This is a genomic window from Streptomyces sp. NRRL B-1140, from assembly GCF_001280065.1.
Classification (GTDB): domain Bacteria; phylum Actinomycetota; class Actinomycetes; order Streptomycetales; family Streptomycetaceae; genus Streptomyces.
This window is the reverse complement of the sequence record NZ_LGEA01000030.1, coordinates 1-322: the sequence shown is the minus strand read 5'-3', so window position 1 is coordinate 322 and position 322 is coordinate 1. Positions and strand designations below refer to the sequence as shown.

Sequence of the window (322 nt, the reverse complement as noted above, 5' to 3'; positions counted from 1 at the left end):
GGATGCTCGCCGCGCAGGGCGCCCTGCTCACTGTGCAGGTCCTGGTGAGCCGTCCTGACATCGCCCCCGTTGACGCGCGTTTCAGACATGGTGCCCTCCAAGCAACATCGCCATAATGACGAGATCATCAAGTCTGACAGTCTCGGCGTCAAGGCCTTCCCAGCATGAAATGATGATTTCATCAGAGATGCTGTGGTCATCGTCCCCGCGGTTAAGCTCTGTACATGCCTACGTCAGCCCCGCCCAGCAACCGGTTCGAGCGGCGCCGCGCCGAGACCCGTCGCGCGCTCATTCGCGCCGCCCGGCAGATCCTCGCCGAGAC

General features: G+C 63.0%; 1 pseudogene. It reads left to right on the top strand.

What is annotated here, in order from left to right:
* Nucleotides 1-224 precede the first annotated feature (224 nt).
* Nucleotides 225-322: pseudogene (locus ADK65_RS37880) on the top strand (TetR/AcrR family transcriptional regulator); the annotation flags it as partial.